The organism is Acinetobacter sp. 3657 (assembly GCF_031456775.1).
Classification (GTDB): domain Bacteria; phylum Pseudomonadota; class Gammaproteobacteria; order Pseudomonadales; family Moraxellaceae; genus Acinetobacter.
Genome location: NZ_JAVDVH010000004.1, coordinates 155,685 through 175,941, shown reverse-complemented (window position 1 = coordinate 175,941; position 20,257 = coordinate 155,685). Strand labels below are relative to the sequence as shown.

The window sequence follows — 20,257 nt, the reverse complement described above, 5'->3', positions numbered from 1 at the left end:
CGAAATTTAGTCATTCTAAATGAGAAAGACATAACGTAGTAACAGCAAAAAATGTCCCTGTCCCATCGGGTTATGGCTAAAACTTCCCCAAACTTCGTTATGAAACTTGACAAGGGGATCGCCATTGCCTGCATTTCATGCCTTGTTTGTGTCGTTTTTGCCTATAACGCAATGCATGGCTGAAATGTCAACAGACCCTAATGTTTTAGATCTAAATCAGCGAAGTGCGAGTTGTTAGATAAATACTTTTAGATAGATCAAGTAAAAAGCCACTTTAACAAGTGCTAACTTGATCTATCTGTCGCTAATGTTCCGAATTAAACGAGTGCGGTTTTCCGCTGTGAACTCACAAGTTATAAACGAGTAAAAATGACATCTTCTGGAAGTCGTGATTTGGGTAGATTTGCATTAAAATCTTGTTCACTACGATAACCTAAAGCGACGATGACAGAGGCTTTTAAACCTTTTTCGCTTAAACCGAACTCTTGATCAATGATATTTCGATCAAAACCTTCCATCGGGGTTGCATCAATTCCTTCCAGCCCCGCAGCAAAAAGAAGTTGTCCTAGTGCTAAGTAAGTTTGATTTTCCATCCAAGCGGAAAGATTTTTCAGTTCATTGCGATAAAACTCAACATAACCTTGACGTGTATCTCGTTGACCTTGTTTTGCTGCCTCATCTTTAAAGCGACCACTGGCGGCATCTTGTTGAAGTAGTTGTTCTAAGTATTCAGGTGTGATGTCGGTACGGGTACAAAAGACCAAAGTATGTGAAGAGTTTAATACTTTAGCTGCATTATAAATGTAATTGCCTGTCAGACCTGCGGCAATACGTTGTTTGGCTTCGTCTGTCTCTGCGACAAGGAAATGCCAAGGTTGAATATTTACAGAGGACGGGCTAAAGCGTAAAACTTCTAAGAGTTTTTCGAATTGTTGCTTTGGGATTTTTTTATTTGCATCGTAAGCTTTAGTTGCATAACGTGTTTTTGCAGTAAGGAGTGTATCCATGTTTTTGAATCCAATTAAAACTCGCTTTATTCTACTGGATATATATTTCACTGAAAGTAGCTAAATGTGATTTCTATATAGATTTAAGTCGTATATGAGTGCGTCGTAGCAGTTATTTTTTAGGTAATGGGTGTAAGTATAAATAAGGACAATGATTGATGACTTAAATGTTAACTGATCTTAATATGACCACTGTTTAAAATCCAATGGATCATTTTCTTGCTCGTTGATTTCTAAAATCCAAGCCGAATTTGCGCGCCAGTCACCCAATACGATACGTTGTTTATTGCCTAGTTGGTGGATTTCTGGACGGTGTGTATGCCCATGAATTAAGAAATCGACTTCGCTAATCACATTTTCTACAGCTTGTGCATTTACATCCATGATGTCATAGCTTTTGAGTTGCTTGGTTTCACTGCTTTTTTTACGAAATCCATTGGCAAGTTTTTGTCTAAAACTTAATGGTGTTCGCTTTAAAAAACCGAGTAAAACAGGATTGCGAATTATTTTACGGAAACGTTGGTATGCAACATCATCGGTACATAGCGCATCGCCATGTTCGAGGCGAATTTTTTTGTGGTTGATTTCGAGGCTATAGACATCAGGTAACAAAATTCCGTCGAATTGATCTAAGAATTTTTGACCTAAAGCGAAATCACGATTACCAACTTGGAAGTAAACCTGATTGCCAGCAGAAGTAAATGTTTGCAAGGCGCTGATAATTTCATTTAACCACGGTGCAGTATAGTCATCACCGATCCATGCGTTAAACCAATCGCCTAAAATGTAGAGTTGGGTATTTTTATTTTTATATTCAATGAGTAAGTCTAAAAACCCTCGAACGAGTCGAGGGTGATCAGGTGACAAATGTAAATCTGAGATAAATAGGTAAGTCACACTTTTATCCTTTTAATCTCCCTAAGTCCCTCTTTAAAAAGAGGGACTTTCCTCCCTTTATAAAGGGACTTGCGTAGCAATGCTACTCAGGAGGGATTATTATTCAGAGATAATTTTAGCAGATTCGATGACAACATTCTCTAACGGAACATCTGCATGATAACCACGGTTGCCTGTACGTACGCCTTTAATTGCATCTACAACCTCCATACCTTCAACAACTTTACCAAATACAGCATAACCCCAACCTTGAGCTGTTTTGCCTGTGTGGTTTAAGAAAGAGTTATTTTTAACGTTAATGAAGAATTGAGCAGAAGCAGAGTGAGGTGCTTGAGTACGTGCCATTGCAACAGTACCTTCATCGTTGCTTAAGCCGTTGTCAGCTTCGTTTTCGATTGAATCACGTGTTGCTTTTTCTTTAAAGTTTTCGTCCATGCCGCCGCCTTGGATCATAAAACCTTCAATCACACGGTGGAAAATTACGCCATCATAGAAACCGTCACGTACATATTCTAAGAAATTTGCAACCGTTTTTGGTGCTTTTTCAGCATTAAGCTCAAGAACAATACGGCCTTTATTGGTGTTTAATTCGACTTGAGGAAAACTCATTACATTAATCTCCTAAACATGGGCAAATTGACCATGGGTTTTTGGTTGAGAGAAGCATAAGCAAACTGTAAACTACAAGGCAAGTAAAAAACGTTAAAATCTTTGAGAAAAAGTAAAGATTGCGTTTTTATTCCCTATTTTTTAACTGTAAGAAGTGATTTACACACTATGAAGCCAAATGATGTTGTTTCAGAACTGCCAAAGACCCCGACACCGAATACTCATGCCTCTGTCGATGCAGCGCAGCAAGAACAACAGGCCGGCTTAGATTTTGTACGCCAAGTAATTACTGATGATTTAAGCGATGGACGTACCCAAAAAGTTGTTACTCGTTTTCCACCTGAGCCAAATGGTTATTTGCATATTGGTCATGTAAAAGCAATTTGTTTAAACTTTGGCATCGCCGAAGAGTTTAACGGTTTATGTAATTTGCGTTTTGACGATACCAATCCAGATGCTGAAGAACAAGAATATGTAGATGGTATTGCCAATGATGTGAAATGGCTCGGCTTTAACTGGAATGGCGAGCCACGCTATGCTTCGAGTTATTTTGACCAGCTCTATGCATGGGCTGTGCAATTGATTGAACAGGGCGATGCGTATGTTGATTTGCAAACACCTGAAGAAATTAAGTTAAATCGCGGTAACTTCGTAGAGCCCGGGAAAAACTCGCCGTATCGTGATGCCAGTATTGCAGAAAACTTAGCACGGTTTGAGCAAATGCGTAATGGTGAGCTTCAAGAGGGTGCTGCGGTTTTACGCGCCAAAATTGATATGGCAAGCCCAAATGTGCACATGCGTGATCCGATTCTTTATCGTGTGTTGCATTCAGAGCATCACCAAACGGGTGATAAATGGAAAATGTATCCAATGTATGACTATGCGCATCCATTGTCTGATGCGATTGAAGGCATTACCCATTCACTTTGTACATTAGAGTTTCAAGATCACCGTCCATTTTATGATTGGATCGTTGCAAAGGTTCATTCTCAAGCCGTACCACGTCAGTATGAATCATCACGTTTAAATATTGATTACACCATCACCTCTAAACGTAAGCTGCGTAAGCTCGTTGAAGGTGGTCATGTCAATGGTTGGGATGATCCACGTATGCCAACCGTAGTCGGTATGCGTCGTCGTGGTTTTACCGCTGAGGGTTTACGCGATTTCTGTAAACGAGTAGGCGTGTCAAAAACCGATGGTATCGTTGATGTTGCAATGCTTGAATTCTGTATTCGCCAATCTTTGGAAAATACCGCTGCGCGCGGTATGGCGGTATTGAATCCATTAAAAGTGACATTGACCAATTTGCCTGAAGAATTGGACTTAACCCATGCACGTCATCCAAATGTCGATATGGGTGAACGTATCATTCCTCTAACACGTGAAATTTATATTGATCGTAAAGATTTTGAAGAAGTGCCGCCGAAAGGCTTCAAGCGTTTAATTCCTGAAGGTGAAGTGCGTTTACGTCATGCCTATGTGATTAAATGTGATGAAGTGATTAAAGATGCTAATGGTGAGGTGATCGAACTGAAATGTTCAATTGATCCAAATACCTTAGGTAAAAATCCTGAAGGGCGCAAAGTCAAAGGGGTAGTGCATTGGGTATCAGCGAGTAAAGGCGTTCCAGCGGAAGTGCGTATTTATGATCGCTTATTCACAGAATCGGATCCTGAAACAGGCGATGATTTCTTGGCAAATCTTAATACAAACTCACTGCAAATCGTACAAGCGGTAGTAGAACCTGCTTTAGCAAATGCGAAATCTGAAGAACGATTCCAATTTGAACGTGAGGGTTATTTTGTTGCTGATCAATATGATCATCATATCGAAAAACCAGTGTTTAACCGTATTCTTGACTTGAAAGACAGCTTTAAAGTTGAGAAAAAGTAAAAGCCGAGTGGGTTTTCTTTTATTTTTTAATACTCAAGTTGTTGACTAAGCATTCATAAAAAAGCCCAATTAAACGATTGGGCTTTTTACGGATCTTTTCTGTGCTTTTTCATGGATTGATATAGAAGTAGATAACAATAAATACGAGTAAAAACGTTGCAGAAATTAAGTACGTATTAATCGTATGGAAACTCTTTATAAACTTTAGCATAACGGCACCCACCTTCAAAAAACAAAATGTAAAAACATATAATATTTATATTCTATTGTTTATTTGAGACTTTTTGCAAATTATCTTGTAAATTGTTGATGAGTTTAATGTTTACCTTTTGTAAGGCCTACATTGAAGATTTAATGTTTTTCAGGTTTTTCTCAAAGGGGCTAATTTTGCTTACTCACTTAATCGTTTGATTATTCACAGGTTAAGCCTACATGACTTAAACCTGTGATTTTTTGATCACATTGCATCTTTAAAGACGAATATTCTCTATGAAATTTTGCATAATTTTATGAGATTGTTGTTCTGATTGTGCTGCATAGCATAAGTTATCTTGACGGAGTTGAGGAATGGAGAGGCCAGCGTGACGTATTTCACAGGTATGACCAATGAGCCATTTTTCAAAACTCTGCTCTGCAATTTCTAAGTGAAATTGTAAGGCTAAGATATTATTCCCAATCGAAAAAGCCTGATTCGGATAAATTGCAGAACTTGCGAGTAAGATGGCGTTCTCAGGCAAATCAAAAGTATCACCATGCCAATGTAGGACGTGAGTGTCTTTCAACGGCAATAAAATATTAGGCTCAGCAGCTTTTATTTCGAGTAGACCCCAACCAATTTCTTTTTGATGCCCTGCATAAACTTTGGCACCTAGCGCATGAGCAATCAATTGAGCACCAAGGCAAATACCAATCGTGGGTTTATTTGCAGCCAAACGTTGTTTAAGTCCTGCAATTTCATCGACTAGAAATGGATAGTCTTCGGTTTCGTACACACCAATAGGACCACCTAAAACGATAGTGAGTCCTTCATAATTTAGTGCGGGGCTAAGATCATCTACACCCGCCTCAAAATAGCGAACTCGGAAACCAAGTTGGTAAAAGGTATCTTCCAATGAGCCTAAATCTTCAAAGGCAAGATGTTGGATGGCATAAATAGTTTTAGGTAAGGATTCAGTATTTATCATCGAATTTTATCTAGTCATGATTAACATCAATGCAAGTATAAACATTCTATACTCAAAGAAAAGTGTGTGAGAAATAAAGTATCTATCGCATTTTTGAATATCGATGCTGCGCTAATCATTGCTTGAGTCACGGAAAAAGAGTTGCTTTTTTTGATGCTGTTCTACAACTGGAATTTGATGTTCATCTTTTAACGTAACACCAGAGCGTTGTATCTGCTTTGACATTTTCATCAGCGCGAACAAGCGTTGTGCAGCGATCTCAATACTTAAGCCTGCTGTACGCACATTAGAAATACAATTGCGTTCCGAATCGATGCTGCCGACATGGGCTTGCCAAGTGTAATAAATGCCCATGCTGTCGGGGGAGCTTAGGCCAGGGCGCTCGCCAATCAGCATAATAAGCATCGATGCGTTAAAAATTTGTGCTACTTCATCGCCTAGCGCAACACGACTGCCTGTTGCAATTGAAATGGGGGCAAGTGTCCAATTCGCTTGTTTCATATAGGTGTGTAATTGATGAACAAAAGGAATGGCATTTTCTTCAATTGCACGTGCAGACAAACCATCACCAATGACGATACAAACATCAAAGCTTGAGTTGAGTTGAATGTTTTTTAATTTCTGACGAGACGTTTCACTGAGTTGACGACCTAAGTCAGGTCGTTTAAGGAATATTTCTTTGTTGTTTGCACAGCTTTCAACATGTGTGCTTTCAAAACCAAGCTGTTTTAATTGATCTGAAATATGATCAATATTGAGTGATTGATAAACGGCATCTTTGGCTTGCGCATGAGAGAGTTGAAATTCAAGCAGTGCCTTGGTTGGAACGCTACAACCTGTTCGCCCAAGTGCGATTCTCGCATCAGTAAATTGCTTGAGCTTTTGCCATATATCAAGATGGGGTTGAGCTGGAAAAGTTTGATCTTTGTTCAGTTTCATCCAAAGCTCCTAGTGCATGAGTAGTTTGGCAAATTGTTCAGGCATATGTTCTGCCCACTGAATGTGATGCTGTTGTTGCCGTAAAATGCCTTGTTGTTCTAGCCAGATAGAAAACTCAGGTGCAGGTTTCAAACCCAACAGTTGCCTTAAATACAGAGCATCATGAAAAGAAGTGGTTTGATAATTCAGCATGATGTCATCTGATCCTGGAATCCCCATAATAAAATTGATACCGGCTGTTCCAAATAGGGTGAGTAAATTATCCATATCATTTTGATCGGCATCAGCATGATTGGTATAACAAATATCGCATCCCATCGGTAAGCCAAGCAACTTGCCACAAAAATGGTCTTCTAAACCTGCCCGAATGATTTGTTTTCCATCGTATAAATATTCAGGTCCAATAAAACCAACCACGGTATTGACCAGTAAAGGGTTAAATTTTCGTGCAACGGCATAAGCTCGTGTTTCAAGTGTTTGCTGGTCAACACCATGATGAGCATTACTGGATAAGGCACTGCCTTGCCCAGTTTCAAAATACATAACATTTTGACCTACTGTGCCTCGCTTTAAGGCGAGTGTGGCCTCATAACCTTCTTGTAACAGCGCCAAAGAAATACCAAATCCTGTATTTGCCGCTTGTGTTCCAGCAATCGATTGAAACATGAGATCAATCGGAATATTCTGTTCCGCGAGTTGGATGGCAGAACTGATATGCGTAAGCACGCAAGACTGAGTCGGAATTTGATATTCTTGAATGACGTGATCGAGCAGCTTTAACAGCTCAGCCAAATTGTGCAAATTGTCGGTTGCAGGGTTAATCCCAATTACGGCATCACCATTTGCATACATCAGTCCATCTAAAATACTGGCAGATATTCCTAAAATATCATCTGTAGGATGATTGGGTTGCAAGCGCGTTGAGAGATGTCCTTTCAAACCAATGGTATTGCGAAACTGAGTCACCACCTCACATTTGCTAGCGACTAAAATCAGATCTTGATTCCGCATAATTTTACTCACCGCGGCAACCATTTCTGGGGTTAGACCTTTGGCGACAAAACGTAGTTTTTCCGTGTTGGCATCATCACTCAATAACCAGTTACGCAAATCACCTACGGTAAAATGAGCAATAGGCGCAAAGGCATTTTTGTCATGCTCATCAATGATTAGTCGGGTGATTTCATCTAGATCATAGTCGACCAAGACTTCATTTAAAAAGTTTTTGAGGGGAATGTCTGCCAAAGTCATTTGAGCAGCCACACGCTCAGTGGCATCGTGAGCAGCGACACCTGCAAGCTCATCACCTGATCTCAATGGTGTCGCTTTGGCCATGACATTTTTGAGATCTGCAAAAACGTATTGTTGATTGGCGATGATATTTTTATAACGCATCATATATCCCCAATTATTTTAATTCTTGTTGTGAGCTTTGCACCTTGGCAAACTCTTCTTCAGGTGTTCCTGAGACCAAGTGATGTCGGCTATATAGCATGAAGTATGCAATAAATAAGGCATAAATAGCAGCCGCAATCAGCCAAACTTTAGGATTGACTAAAAAGCCTGCCAGTACCGCAAGCAATGCAAAAACCAATGCAATACTTGAGGTTAGAATACCACCGGGGGTTTTATACGGGCGTTGCAAATTTGCTTTGCTTCGGCGCAATTTGATATGTGCTGCCATCATCAATACATACGAAATGGTTGCGCCAAACACAGCAATCAGAATCAACATGTCGCCCTCTTTGCTAAGTGAGAGTAGAAAACCGATAACGCCCGGCACAATGATTGCCAAATATGGAGCTTTATTTGTATTGGTGAGTGATAAGATCCTTGGTAAATAGCCTGCACGAGACAGCGCAAACATTTGACGTGAATAGGCATAGATAATTGAAAAGAAACTGGCAATCAAACCTGCCAAGCCGACGAAATTGACAAAACTGGTAATCCAGCTATTTTGTCCATAGATAATTGCCAAACCTTCTACCAATGGTGCCGCTGCATTTTGCATGGAGCTTGCACCCACGGCACCCGCACTTAAAAAAAGTACCAGCAATGCGAAACAAGTCAAAATCAACATTGACCCAATCAAGCCACGAGGTAGTGACTTTGCAGGATTTTTAGCTTCCTCTGCTGCAAGTGGCACACCTTCAACAGCGAGAAAAAACCAAATCGCAAAAGGAACGGCAGCCCAAATCCCCATATAACCTTGTGGAAGAAATAAGCTTGCACCTGTTTGAGTACCTGCTGCGATATCAAATAAATTTTGCAATTGAAAATGGGGCAGCATCGCAATGATAAAAACCAATAGCGCCATGACCGCAATCAGAGTAATCGCAAACATGAGTTTGAGTGCTTCACCTGCACCTTTTAAATGAATCGCCATAAAAAACAAATAACAGACGAGATAAACTTGCCATCCATTCATGCCAAATAAGGATTCACAATAACTACCAATAAAAACAGCAATGGCTGCTGGTGCGATTGCGTATTCGATTAGAATCGCCGTGCCCGTTAAATAACCACCCAAAGAACCAAAAGCGACACGCGCAAAACTATATCCGCCTCCTGCCGTAGGAAGCATAGTCGCCATTTCTGACATAGACAGACATAAGCTGAGGTACATAATCGCGACCAATATCGTAGCGACAAACATACCGCCCCATCCACCTTGGGCAATTCCATAATTCCAGCCAGCGAAGTCTCCTGAGATTACATACGCAACGCCCAGTCCGATCAAAAGTAACCAGCCAACAGAACCTTGTTTGAGTTGCCTTTGAGCAAAATATTCGGTGGATGCAACATCAGAGGATGGGGGCGTGATAGCGGTGGATTCTGAATGACTCATGCAAAACTCCAATGAGTTGGTTTGAATGAATCAATGCAAAAGCAATGCCGAAATGTGTTTGGTTTTAATTTTCTGCCTTATTTTTATTCCAAATGGTAAAAATACTCAGGTATTACAGGTTTAAAAATGAAATAGCCATAAAAATGGAAAAGCAAGCAGATTACACTGCTTGCTGTTTGTCTAAGAGAAATCAGAATGGATCATCATCCTAATCTGATATGTTCCATTTAAGTGCAACATGTTAGAAGAAGCCCATTGGCTTAGTTGAATAACTCACCAATAGATTTTTGGTTTGTTGATAATGATCTAGCATCATGCGATGATTTTCTCGGCCTATACCTGACTTTTTATATCCACCGAAAGCGGCATGTGCAGGATAAATATGATAACAATTGGTCCAAACACGGCCTGACTCTATCGCACGTCCAGCACGATAAGAGGTGTGTGCGGAGCGCGACCATACACCAGCACCTAAACCATACATGGTGTCATTCGCAATTTTGATTGCATCATCGAAATCTTTAAAGGTGGTAACCGAGAGAACAGGGCCAAAAATTTCTTCTTGGAAAATCTGCATACTGTTATGACCTTTAAATATGGTCGGTTCAATATAAAAACCGTTGCCCACTTCTTTCCGATCACCGCCACCCACTAAAATCTCGGCACCTTCTTGTCGCCCAGTATCGATACAGCGAAGAATTTTTTCTTGCTGTTCCTGTGAGGCTTGAGCGCCAATCATGGTTTCGGTATCAAGCGGATGACCTGTTTTAATACGTTTGACTCGCTCAATGGCTTTTTCGAGGAACTGATCTGCGATACTTTCTTGTACCAGTGCACGAGATGGACATGTACAGACTTCACCTTGGTTTAAGGCAAACATAGCAAAGCCTTCTAATGTTTTTTCTAAAAAGTCATCGTCTTTATCCATTACGTCTTCAAAGAATAGGTTAGGTGATTTACCTCCAAGCTCTAAAGTTACTGGGATGATATTTTCAGTTGCATATTGCATCACCAATTGGCCGACTTGGGTCGACCCTGTAAATGCAATTTTAGCGATACGAGGACTGGTTGCCAGTGGACGACCAACTTCAGCACCATAACCATTGACGATATTGAGCACACCTGCAGGTAAAATGTCTTGAATAAGCTCAGCCACCAACAAAATACCCACTGGCGTTTGTTCAGCAGGCTTGAGCACCACGCAGTTACCTGCAGCTAAAGCAGGCGCAAGTTTCCAAGCTGCCATTAAGATTGGGAAGTTCCAAGGAATAATTTGTCCAACAACACCGAGTGGTTCATGGAAATGATAGGCAATAGTATCTTCATCGATTTCCGAAATGCCGCCTTCTTGAGCACGAATACAGCCAGCGAAATAGCGGAAATGGTCTATGGCTAATGGAATGTCGGCAGCAAGTGTTTCGCGAACAGGTTTGCCATTGTCCCAAGTTTCTGCAACAGCAAGCATTTCTAAGTGAGCTTCTAAACGATCTGCTATTTTAAGAAGTAGGTTAGAGCGTGTGGTTGGAGATGATTTGTTCCATTCTACTTTGGCTTTATGAGCTGCATCTAAAGCCAATTCAATATCCTCTGCCGATGAGCGAGGTATGCGGGTAAAAGCTTGACCATTAACAGGAGAAATATTGTCAAAATATTGACCTTTTACAGGCGCAATCCATTGACCACCAATAAAATTTTCATATTGAGATTTGAATTGAATTTTTGAACCAGATTGGTTCGGATCGATATAACGCATATATGTATTCCTTTGCATTTTAGGACTAAAGACTAACAAGAACCCTGTCAGTAGGTACTTTCGTACTCTGTGTATTTAGTATATAAATAAGAAGGTTGGAGAAAGGTTGGAATACCAATGTGGATATATAAGGAACTTACAAATGTTCACAAAAAAGGATTTAGTGCAGCAAAGGGCATTGACTGATCAACTGCGCGCGCAAAATAGTCTCTCTCCTCAAAACGCAGCCAAACTCGGTCAAAGTATAGCCAGTTCATGGGAACGCTCTATATCGGCGGATATTCCTAAAGAACGTATGGCAGCACCATTACTCGAAAAAAAATCTACTTCACAGAATACTTTAGACTTAGCATTAAAACGATGTGCTGATGATTTGCGTCATATTGCAGAACAATCCTCTATGGTGATCGCTGTGGGAGATATCGGTAGTACTATTATTTGGACAGCACCCAGCCCTCAAATGCAAAGTGCTGCTGAACAGGTTCATTTTGTGAAAGGTGGACAATGGCGTGAAGAATTAGTTGGCACTAATGCTTTAGCACTGTCACTCAAAACACAGCAATCGAGCTGTGTTTTTTCCAATGAGCACTATATGGAATCGGTGCATGATTGGGTATGTTATGCCGCACCAATTATTGACCCATATTCAAAACAAACACTAGGTGTGGTTGATTTATCTACCACATGGAAGAATCATAATACTTTTGGGATTTTAGCGGCTGAACGCTGTGCATCCATTATCCAGTCCGCTTTACTTGAGCAACAACGCCAGCATTTATATATTCGTGCATTTGCAACACCACAAGTCAAATTCAATGGTAAAAGTCTGTTATTAACGCCTCGCCAAATTGAAATCTTGGCGATTTTGGCCCTATGTCCTCATGGGCTAACGCTTGAACATTTATATCAGGCGCTTTATGGCGAACGTAAGGTGAGTATGGGAACGTTGAAGGCAGAAATGTCGCAACTAAGAGATGTTTTAGGTGGTTTGTTAGGCTCACGGCCATATCGTTTGCTGGTTCATATTGAGGCTGACTTTTTGCAAGTGGAACAAGCCTTAGATGCTGGATATCTCAGTTCAGCGTTACAATTGTATAGTGGGGTGTTTCTAGCGAAAACAGAAAGTCCATTTTTATCTGCTTGGCGAGATTGTCTCGAATCTCGGTTGAGTGATGCGATTTTTAAGACGCAAGAAACAGATCTGTTGCTTAAACATTTGGCGCATTTCCCAGAAGCAATTGATGCGGTAGAACGTTTAATGGAGTTATTACCCATTGAACATCCAGCGCACCAATTACTTGCTAAATATGATGAACAACTAAAAAGAAGTTAGTTGATTTTCTGCTCTAGCCATTGAAAGAGTTCTTGATAAACTTGTTTACGCACGGGTAGAGCGGAAAGGACTAAATCATGTAAGCCATTGTGAATTGAGACAATAGAGATATCTCCTTTCATTTTCTTCGCGTATTTTTTAATGTGTTTAACATCTAAAATGACATCACTTTGAGTTGCATCTACGCCCCATTTTTTCGGGTTCTTGGTTTGATGCGAGTGCATAATTAATGCTGGAATATTTAGTTTTACGCCACGATGAATCTCTTTTTGTGCCGTATGAATTGCATGTACAAAACTGAGTTGTACTGTTGGTGCGCTGGTCGGTTTCCAGTCTAAATTGAAATCCCATTCACCTTTGAGATCTTTATGTAAACTTGTGGTATACCAACGATTGAGTTGGCTTGGAAATTTTACTTTGGGTAGTTTTTTTCCGATACGACTGAGCATCGGGATACCAAATCTTCTTTCTACCAGACTTAAATTAAAATCATAAAAAGGGCTATTTGCCCATAGACCTTTAATCAAAGGATGGTTGGGGTGGTGTGCAGCATAAAGTGTCGCGGTTAAGCCACCTGTTGAATGTCCAGCGAGTAAAACTTTGTCATGTTTTTCTTGGGAAATAATATCTAAGGCTTGGCTAATCTCAGCATCATATTCATGTAGGTCTAATACATTATAAAAGATTTGATGCGCTAATTTAGAACGCCCGTATTTTCTTAAATCTAATGCATAAAAATCATAACCCTGTGCATTAAACTGTGCCGCCATTTCCGTCTGAAAGAAATAATCTAAGAATCCGTGAATGTAGAGCACTGCTTTGGTGGTTGGTTGTTTTGATTTTTTACGGATCAGTGTGGCGACGACTTTGCCTTCATAATCATCAGGATAATTTAGGACTTGTTGTTCATAGTCATCTCCCAAAAGATCAGGAGTATATGGGTTTGAAGAAAGCTGGTTTGTGTTCATTTTTATTGAGACTTTATATTAAGACATGCTGAGTATCCTTTAATGAAATCGGCGAATTGTCAATCGATTTTGTTTTGTTGAAGCTAAGTGTGTAAAAAAAGGGGGATGCTAGGAAGTACATTCCCCCAAAAAGTAAGTCAATGGTCGGAGAGGTTTGACTTACCATAACGTGGTTTTGTGACTCGAGTTTGGTTGGGGTTATAGCGCTGCTTTAAAGATTTCCACGACTTGAGTATGGGTCGCTTTACGCGGATTCGTTAACATGCAGGCATCTTTTTGGGCATTTTCAGCCATGATCGGTAGATCTTCAGGTTTAACGCCAAGTTCAGTTAAACCAGAGGGGATACCAATAGAACTTGAAAGCTCCTGAATGGCATCAATTGCGGCGTATGCTGCTTCAGCAACGGTTAAACCTTGAATATTAACACCCATTAATTCTGCAATCTTGGCATAACGATCTTGGCAGGCAATCAGATTAAATTGGCTTACATGTGGTAATAAAATTGCATTACAGACGCCATGCGGTAGGTTATAGAAACCACCTAACTGGTGTGCCATAGCGTGTACATAGCCTAAGGATGCGTTGTTGAATGCCATGCCTGCAAGATATTGGGCATAGCTCATTGCATCACGCGCTTCAATATTTTCGCCGTTTGCAACGGCAGGTTGTAGCCATTGGCTAATCATACTGATGGCTTTCTCAGCGCAGGCGTCGGTAATCGGATTGGCTGCTGTGGATACGTAGGCTTCAATTGCATGGGTCAAAGCATCCATTCCCGTTGCTGCCGTTAAACCCGCAGGTTTTGCCACCATAAGTTTAGGGTCATCAATGGCAATCAGCGGTGTACAACGCCAGTCGACAATCGCCATCTTCACATGGGTGTCTGTGTTGGTGATGATGCAGAACCGAGTCATTTCTGAGGCTGTTCCAGCAGTTGTATTGATTGCAATTAAAGGAGTCATGGGCACCTTGCTTTTGTCGATACCTTCGTAGTCGCGGATATGTCCGCCACCTGCGGTGACCAAACCAACCCCTTTTGCACAGTCATGCGATGAACCACCACCCAATGACACAATGAAATCACATTGATTGTTTACATACGCTGCTACGCCATTATGAACATTGATGTCCGTTGGGTTCGGTTCTGCGCCAGCAAAAATGTGGCTTTCTATACCAGCCTCGGTGAGATACTGTGCAATAGTATCTGCGACACCAAATTTGAATAAACCTTCATCGGTCACAATTAACGCTTTTTTTGCACCTAAGTCTTGAGCTTTGCTTCCAATTTCTTTGGCGCAGCCTGGTCCAAAGAGCGATACGCAAGGAATATAAAAACCGTTTGTTTGATCTGCAATATTTTTAAAAGCCATGGAGTGAATCCTTCTTCCATAAGTCCATTGTTTGTTATAGATGGTGCGTTGCACCATGAACCCAGTATTGTGATTGCATTAAATTTTTGCTACCTACCAAAGACCTACCAAGTAATATTCCCGATTTATCTGCATGGATTGAGTGATGTTTTCTATAAAATTTGGCTTCGCCGTTTCACTTTTTATTGAAACTCGTTAAGCTATGGGCTGCGAGAAGGTAGGTAATTATGAAACAAGAGACTGCACTGAAACTTTTAAAAGCAGGTGAAAATGTATTTTTAACTGGTTCGGCGGGTGCAGGTAAAACCTATACATTGAATCAATACATTCATTATTTGAAAGCACGTAAAGTCCCTGTTGCAATCACTGCTTCAACAGGTATTGCTGCAACACATATGAACGGTATGACCATTCATACTTGGGCTGGAATTGGTATTAAAGATCGTTTGAGTGATGATGACCTCAAACGAATGAAAGAACGAAAATATCTAAAAGAACATTTAGAAAATGCCCAAGTGCTGATTATTGATGAAATTTCAATGTTGCATGCCAAACAACTTAATTTAGTCAATCAGGTTCTAAAATACTTTAAAGAAAGTGATGAAGCCTTTGGTGGCATACAAGTGATTGTTGCGGGTGACTTCTTTCAGTTGCCTCCTGTCGGACGTAATGGTGAAGCAAATCGAGATAAATTTTGCTTTATGTCTGATGCGTGGGTAGAGGCAAAGTTTCGAGTATGCTATTTAACCGAACAACATCGTCAGGACGATGAAATTCTGAATCAGATTTTGAATGCCATTCGCGCACAAAATATTCAGCCAGATCATATTACGGCTTTACAACAATCACGCCAGCAGGATATTGGTGACACCTTTACTCGTTTATATACGCACAATATGGATGTCGATAATATCAACTATCAACATTTAAATGGTATTGAGAACGAAAGTCACCAATTCAATGCAGTTATTGATGGTAATGAAAAACTGATTGAAACCTTAAAATCTTCTATACGTGCGCCTGAAGAACTCACCTTGAAAAAACACGCCAAAGTCATGTTTGTAAAAAACAACTTTGATATGGGATATATCAATGGCAGTTTAGGTGAGGTGATTGGTTTTGAAGATGACGATAAACAAGGCTTGTTGCCTAAAGTTAAACTCACCGATGGCACGACTTTGTTGGTTGAACCTGAAACTTGGTCGATTGAAAATGAAGCGGGTAAAGCCATTGCCAGTTTTCAGCAAATCCCTTTGCGTTTAGCTTGGGCGATTACCATTCATAAAAGTCAGGGGATGACCCTAGAAGCGGCAGAAATTAACCTCACCAATACCTTTGAAAAAGGTCAGGGCTATGTTGCATTATCTCGCCTAAAATCGCTCACGGGTCTTCGGTTACTGGGTTTTAATGAGCAGGCTTTAGCACTGGATAGCTTAGCAATCAAAGCAGACCGCCGTTTTCAGGAATTGTCTGATGAAGCAGAAACAAACTTTGCAAATGAGGATCTGACTACTCAGCACAGTGCATTTATTCGGCATTGCGGCGGTACATTAAACGCGACCGAAATCAATCGCAATGAAAAGAAACTTTCAAAAGGCAGTAAACAGAGTTATGCCGCAGCCACTTTAGATGAAACACGTGCTTTATTTGAAGAAGGCTATGAGATTGAAGATATTGCACATGAACGTGGTTTAACACCTGCCACGATTATCAATCATTTGGCGCGATTACATAAAGAGCAGAGCTTAGATATTTCTGTGGCGAGCCCAGGGGAAGAGGTGATTGAAGAAGTACGTAAGATTTATAAACGTTTGCATAAAAGAAAGAATCCAGAGCATTTTACCGATGATGGTTCTATCAAACTACGCCCAATTGTGGAAGCAACGAGTCCTAGAATGGCGTATGATCAAGTACGTTTGGCGTTGTTGTTTGTAGAGTAGGATCGAAGAATGCCACATATCATTGCAAATTATTCAGCAAATTTAACAAGTTTAGATCAGCAAAAATTACTTAAACAAGTCAATACAGCTTTGTCTGAGACAGCATTATTTAGTGCAAATGATATCAAGTCTCGAATTTTCAAAGACGAGGTTTTCTTGATTGGTTTGGGTGAAACTCAAGAAGCCTACATCCATTTAAAGCTTTATTTGTTAAGTGGTCGAACTGAACAACAGAAGAAAACTTTAGGTGATACGCTGTTGGCGATTCTTGAACAAAAAAGCTATATGAAAGCTGAGATTGGATATCCGATTCAGCTTTGCGTTGAAGTCATTGATATGCCAAGAGAACATTATTTCAAGTCAACAGCTTAGTTTTGAAGATTCTAGGCTTCATTATGCAACAGCGATGATCGCTTCCACTTGTAGTAGCAATAAGCCTTGAAGAATGATTTTTTAAATATAAAATTAATCAATATCAATGATCTGCTTAATAAACTCGCCGTTTGAGTTCAGAATTTCTTTATACATATAAGCAATATGCGTATCACTGAAATTGACCTCTCTAAAGCTATTCTCAGTGAGTTGCAGCAGTTGAATATTTGGCATTAGCATGATGATTGGTGAATGCGTTGCAATGATAAATTGCGTACCTGCTTGACTCAGTTGGATCACTTTTTCAATAAAATTGATTTGATTACTAATCGAAAGGGCGGCTTCGGGTTCATCTAAGATATATAAACCCTCTGCTCGAAAACGATGATCAATCAGCGCTTTCATTGCTTCGCCATGGGACATCATATGTAAATCTTTACCACCATAAGCATTTCGTATAGGTGGGCTAAAACTGGCTGCTGCATCGAGTTGGCGCATTTCCGTGAGAAAGTTATAGTACGTTTCCGATCGATAGAAAAAGATATCTTTGATCCTGCGTGCAGATTTATGGATACGCAGGTGGGGGCTATAATCAAAATGTGTATCTTCAGTTTTATAATTAAAATTGATACTTCCACCTTCTGCTGCACAACCAAATTTTAGCGCTAACGCCTCCAAAATCGTTGATTTTCCACTTCCATTTTCACCCGTGATGACCGTGATATTTTTCTTAAATTCTATTGGATAAAGATGTAAAAACGGAAAGTCATCTGGAATGGTATTGAGAAGTTCAACTCGAGTGAGAAATGGTTTCATAATTCAAAAATATTAATGTTGAATAATCAAATGAATCATCATAGATAAAATTTCTCTATTCAAGTGATATCAATCTGTAAATGTCTACGCGAATTACACGGATTCAAGACATTGGATACTATGGTATTGGCGTATTAAGTTCTCATCTAACATGTGGACATAATCCAAAAACATCACATTAAAACTCCCTACGTTTTGGGCTTGATCATAGGCTAGCCTGCCAGCAATGGAGAAATGAATATGTGAAGCAAGTGCTGCAATAGTTGGCGAACTTACAGCACTGTAAGCTGCCGTTAATGCACCTAAAGCACAGCCAGTTGCGGTAATCTTCGGCTGTAAATGGCAACCACCATTCACCTGAATCACCATGTCGAGTTCCTTAGAAATAATATAGTCAGATTCACCTGAGATCGCGATACATTCAGTATGTTGGAGTAAACTTTGTGCTTGAGCATACACATCTTGACTATTGAGCGTGCTGTCTACACCTTTTGATTGGGTTAAATTACCTGCGAGTGCACTCATTTCTGAGGCATTACCGCGAATAATAGTCGGTTGAAACTGGAGAAGTTGATCCACCGTTTCACTGCGCCATTTTAAAATCTCGCCATAACCGACAGGATCAAGCACCCAAGGGACTTGGTGTTGCTGAGCAGTTTTAGCTGAAATCAGCATTGCTTGGGTTTGTTCTGTGGTGGGTGTGCCGACATTAATATTTAACGCTGAACTGATTTGGGTAAAACTTTCTGCCTCAAAAGGATTGTCAATCATGGCTGGTGATGCACCCGCAGCCAACAGCACATTTGCCACATAATTGTTGGCTACGCTATTGGTAATACATTGAACCAATGGAGATTGTTGCTGTAAAGCGTGCCAAGCTTGAATGACTTGATCAATGAGTTGTTGTTTTTGTGACATAGTAAATCCTGATTTTTTAACGTGTAAAATAATGATCTTGATGTTTACACTGACGACAGATGAGAGATACATACTCTTCAGCATCGTAATCCACAATAAGATCATTTGAACCACAATACATGCAACGCTTTACCGAATAGAAATTTAAACGAGGTTCTATTTTTCGCCAAGACTTCCAAACCGGTTGAAAAAAGACATTTTCATCATAACCCAAGAATTTAAATAATAAAATTTCACTCATTTTACTCAATGGAATGTTATGTGGTCTTGGTAAGGTTGAGGTTTCCCAGTGCTCGGTTAAAGCACGTTCTCGATACTGCTCTAAGGTTTTTTTTAATAAATTGGTGTTAATAAATTTATCATTCCGAGCTTGTAACACTTTTTGCTTATGAAGATATTCCAGTGCAGTTTGAATCAGATAATAAATCTGACCCACGGCGAGTCCTTCCATCAAACGAAAACAGAAGCTTTGGAAAGGACGATTGCCTGCGATCTGAATTCCCCAAGTTCGGCAATAGAACTGCATGAACTGAATGATCTCCTGATATAGCACCGTATAGAGTGCATCTTTCACCTCATCCGTGCTTTTAAAGGGGATGCCTGAGCTCAGATTTTCATAAAACCAATAGCGTAATTGTTGTGCCACACTAAACAGGCTTGGGTCTGAATAACCATCTAAACGAAGATTTAAGTAAAAGTGTTCTGTTTCTATATCTGAATCTTGGGGTCTTAAAACACCGAGTTTGAGTAACTCTTGAACGATTTGATGTTGAAATAAGTAATTAGGCGTAAAGTGCTGATATTTAATCTTCTTCCAATAGATGAGTTCATCATGCTGAACATCTTCACGGGCATAATTATCCAATAAGCTTAACAAGAACAACTTTTGTAAAAAACTAAGCTGATTGAGGCCATAAATAACGTCATCTTTTATTTTGTATTTACGCTTTTCTTGTAGCAGGGTCTGTTGCGTTTGTTTTTTACGCTGAGCTGTGCACTGGGCACAGTGACAATTTAATTTACTATCGCTGCTAAAAACCCGATGTTGGCAATGACTACACTCATGAAATTGGAATTCTTGGGTGTATTGTTCTGCCTCTATCCAAAACATAGATGCTTGACATAAAGGGCAATGGCTACTTTCATCTAACTGTTTTTGTAGAATCTGTAACTCCATTGATACTCAACTTGCAATTTGTAAAAACAAGATTATACATTGCTGACAGCAGAAGTGATGCAAAGATTATATTGCGAAATAAGTGTTGGCACATTGCAGTTTGCATTAAATAGTAGAATGTAAACCTATGGTTGTTTGTCTATAAATGTGTGAATTAATTACTGTTTCTCTTGGATTTAAGCCGTTAAATATCTTTATATTTGGTTGACTGAATCTAAGCATTGGCATA

Annotated in this window: 17 protein-coding genes; 4 read left to right on the top strand and 13 right to left on the bottom strand. The window is 40.0% G+C overall.

The annotated features are described in order from the left end of the window. Nucleotides 1-353: 353 nt before the first annotated feature. The 3 genes from nfsB to J2Y37_RS06665 all read right to left on the bottom strand — a co-directional run bounded on the left by nfsB (nucleotide 354) and on the right by J2Y37_RS06665 (nucleotide 2,513). Nucleotides 354-1,007: an oxygen-insensitive NAD(P)H nitroreductase gene (gene nfsB / locus J2Y37_RS06675; RefSeq protein ID WP_349032299.1), complete on the bottom strand. Its 654-nt coding sequence runs from the start codon at nucleotides 1,005-1,007 to the stop codon at nucleotides 354-356. A gap of 180 nt (nucleotides 1,008-1,187) precedes the next feature. Beyond that, nucleotides 1,188-1,904 carry a UDP-2,3-diacylglucosamine diphosphatase gene (locus J2Y37_RS06670; protein ID WP_349032298.1) on the bottom strand — a complete coding sequence of 239 codons (717 nt, stop codon included), beginning with the start codon at nucleotides 1,902-1,904 and terminating at the stop codon, nucleotides 1,188-1,190. 99 nt (nucleotides 1,905-2,003) lie between these two features. After that, the gene (locus J2Y37_RS06665) at nucleotides 2,004-2,513 is read right to left on the bottom strand and encodes a peptidylprolyl isomerase (RefSeq protein ID WP_349032297.1); all 510 of its coding nucleotides are present in this window, start codon (nucleotides 2,511-2,513) and stop codon (nucleotides 2,004-2,006) included. Nucleotides 2,514-2,681: 168 nt separating this feature from the next. On the opposite strand from J2Y37_RS06665, the gene J2Y37_RS06660 reads away from it, so the two are divergent. Further along, nucleotides 2,682-4,409: a glutamine--tRNA ligase/YqeY domain fusion protein gene (locus J2Y37_RS06660; RefSeq protein WP_349032296.1), complete on the top strand. Its 1,728-nt coding sequence runs from the start codon at nucleotides 2,682-2,684 to the stop codon at nucleotides 4,407-4,409. Nucleotides 4,410-4,879: 470 nt separating this feature from the next. Here J2Y37_RS06660 and J2Y37_RS06655 read toward each other — a convergent pair whose 3' ends face one another. From J2Y37_RS06655 to J2Y37_RS06635, 5 genes are all read right to left on the bottom strand, one after another. Then, entirely contained in the window at nucleotides 4,880-5,593 is a 714-nt protein-coding gene (locus J2Y37_RS06655) for a glutamine amidotransferase (RefSeq protein WP_349032295.1), read from the bottom strand. Nucleotides 5,594-5,704: 111 nt separating this feature from the next. Next, nucleotides 5,705-6,532 carry an ethanolamine ammonia-lyase subunit EutC gene (gene eutC / locus J2Y37_RS06650; protein WP_349032294.1) on the bottom strand — a complete coding sequence of 276 codons (828 nt, stop codon included), beginning with the start codon at nucleotides 6,530-6,532 and terminating at the stop codon, nucleotides 5,705-5,707. A gap of 9 nt (nucleotides 6,533-6,541) precedes the next feature. Beyond that, nucleotides 6,542-7,930, bottom strand: coding sequence for an ethanolamine ammonia-lyase subunit EutB (locus tag J2Y37_RS06645; protein WP_349032293.1), 1,389 nt, complete (start codon nucleotides 7,928-7,930; stop codon nucleotides 6,542-6,544). Nucleotides 7,931-7,940: 10 nt separating this feature from the next. Beyond that, nucleotides 7,941-9,380 (bottom strand): ethanolamine permease, encoded by a 1,440-nt coding sequence (gene eat / locus J2Y37_RS06640; protein ID WP_349032292.1) that lies wholly within the window; start codon nucleotides 9,378-9,380, stop codon nucleotides 7,941-7,943. 241 nt (nucleotides 9,381-9,621) lie between these two features. After that, entirely contained in the window at nucleotides 9,622-11,133 is a 1,512-nt protein-coding gene (locus J2Y37_RS06635; protein ID WP_349032291.1) for an aldehyde dehydrogenase family protein, read from the bottom strand. Between the two features lie 142 nt (nucleotides 11,134-11,275). Between J2Y37_RS06635 and J2Y37_RS06630 the strand changes: the two genes are divergently transcribed. Then, nucleotides 11,276-12,466, top strand: a complete 1,191-nt coding sequence (locus J2Y37_RS06630) for a hypothetical protein (RefSeq protein WP_349032290.1) — start codon at nucleotides 11,276-11,278, stop codon at nucleotides 12,464-12,466. On the opposite strand, the gene J2Y37_RS06625 is transcribed toward J2Y37_RS06630, so the two are convergent. Together J2Y37_RS06625 and J2Y37_RS06620 are read right to left on the bottom strand one after the other, a co-directional pair. Then, nucleotides 12,463-13,434, bottom strand: coding sequence for an alpha/beta hydrolase (locus tag J2Y37_RS06625; RefSeq protein WP_349032289.1), 972 nt, complete (start codon nucleotides 13,432-13,434; stop codon nucleotides 12,463-12,465). The two genes, J2Y37_RS06630 and J2Y37_RS06625, sit on opposite strands and share 4 nt — an antisense overlap. A 198-nt stretch (nucleotides 13,435-13,632) precedes the next feature. After that, nucleotides 13,633-14,805: an iron-containing alcohol dehydrogenase gene (locus J2Y37_RS06620; protein WP_349032288.1), complete on the bottom strand. Its 1,173-nt coding sequence runs from the start codon at nucleotides 14,803-14,805 to the stop codon at nucleotides 13,633-13,635. Between the two features lie 227 nt (nucleotides 14,806-15,032). On the opposite strand from J2Y37_RS06620, the gene J2Y37_RS06615 reads away from it, so the two are divergent. Next, nucleotides 15,033-16,745, top strand: a complete 1,713-nt coding sequence (locus J2Y37_RS06615; RefSeq protein WP_349032287.1) for an AAA family ATPase — start codon at nucleotides 15,033-15,035, stop codon at nucleotides 16,743-16,745. A 9-nt stretch (nucleotides 16,746-16,754) separates the two neighbouring features. Beyond that, a complete protein-coding gene (locus tag J2Y37_RS06610) occupies nucleotides 16,755-17,117 on the top strand; it encodes a 5-carboxymethyl-2-hydroxymuconate Delta-isomerase (protein ID WP_349032286.1) in 363 nt (120 codons plus the stop codon). Nucleotides 17,118-17,210: 93 nt separating this feature from the next. Here the strand turns inward: J2Y37_RS06610 and J2Y37_RS06605 are convergent, their stop codons facing one another. From J2Y37_RS06605 to J2Y37_RS06595, 3 genes are all read right to left on the bottom strand, one after another. Further along, the gene (locus J2Y37_RS06605; RefSeq protein WP_349032285.1) at nucleotides 17,211-17,933 is read right to left on the bottom strand and encodes an AAA family ATPase; all 723 of its coding nucleotides are present in this window, start codon (nucleotides 17,931-17,933) and stop codon (nucleotides 17,211-17,213) included. Between the two features lie 93 nt (nucleotides 17,934-18,026). After that, nucleotides 18,027-18,851, bottom strand: a complete 825-nt coding sequence (gene thiM / locus J2Y37_RS06600; protein WP_005196639.1) for a hydroxyethylthiazole kinase — start codon at nucleotides 18,849-18,851, stop codon at nucleotides 18,027-18,029. Between the two features lie 16 nt (nucleotides 18,852-18,867). Then, nucleotides 18,868-20,028: a hypothetical protein gene (locus J2Y37_RS06595; protein ID WP_349032284.1), complete on the bottom strand. Its 1,161-nt coding sequence runs from the start codon at nucleotides 20,026-20,028 to the stop codon at nucleotides 18,868-18,870. Nucleotides 20,029-20,257 lie beyond the last annotated feature (229 nt).